The following is a 659-nucleotide window of genomic DNA, read 5'->3' as shown; positions in this document are numbered from 1 at the left end:
CGTCCTTCATCGGCTCCTGATGCCAAGGCATCCACCGTGTGCCCTAAACAACTTGGCCACAAAGATGCTCGCGTCCACTATGCAATTCACAAACAACAACCAGACAACCAGCCCACCCCACCACCAAACACCGAAGCCCCCCACCCGCGAGCCCACCCAACAGGCGAACCCACAAGCACAAGACCCCAGCCGGTATGGCAGGAGACCAGCCCTGGAGAAAACAAACCCACCCCGCACCGAAGCGGCCCACCCCCACAAGGAGGAGACCGCTAACAGCCCGGAAAGAAACGGTCCGTTCCCTCAGGACCCAACAGTGTGCCCAGCCAGCCCCAGCCCCCAGAACCCGCATTCCCACTCCGCGATCCCACCCCGAAAGAGGCACGACCACGGCGGTACTAGCAGACCCGGCAACCACGACCAGCTGAATAACCAGTGCTCCACTAATGAGCGCACCAGGCAGGGAACATTCGCCCCTGAACCCGGCATGGACCGAACCTCACACCCACCACCAAACGGGATGGGCACATCAAGGCCGGCCGAGTGCTCCTTAGAAAGGAGGTGATCCAGCCGCACCTTCCGGTACGGCTACCTTGTTACGACTTCGTCCCAATCGCCAGCCCCACCTTCGACCGCTCCCCCCACAAGTGGTTGGGCCACGG

At 62.1% G+C, this 659-nt stretch carries 1 rRNA gene; it reads right to left on the bottom strand.

Features of this window, described 5'->3' with window-relative positions:
- Nucleotides 1–551 precede the first annotated feature (551 nt).
- Nucleotides 552–659 (bottom strand): 16S ribosomal RNA (locus HHX41_RS39475); the annotation flags it as partial.

Source organism: Microbispora sp. H13382 (assembly GCF_014161445.1).
Lineage (GTDB): Bacteria > Actinomycetota > Actinomycetes > Streptosporangiales > Streptosporangiaceae > Microbispora.
The sequence above is the reverse complement of the archived record's forward strand: the minus strand, read 5'-3'. Positions and strand labels throughout refer to the sequence as shown.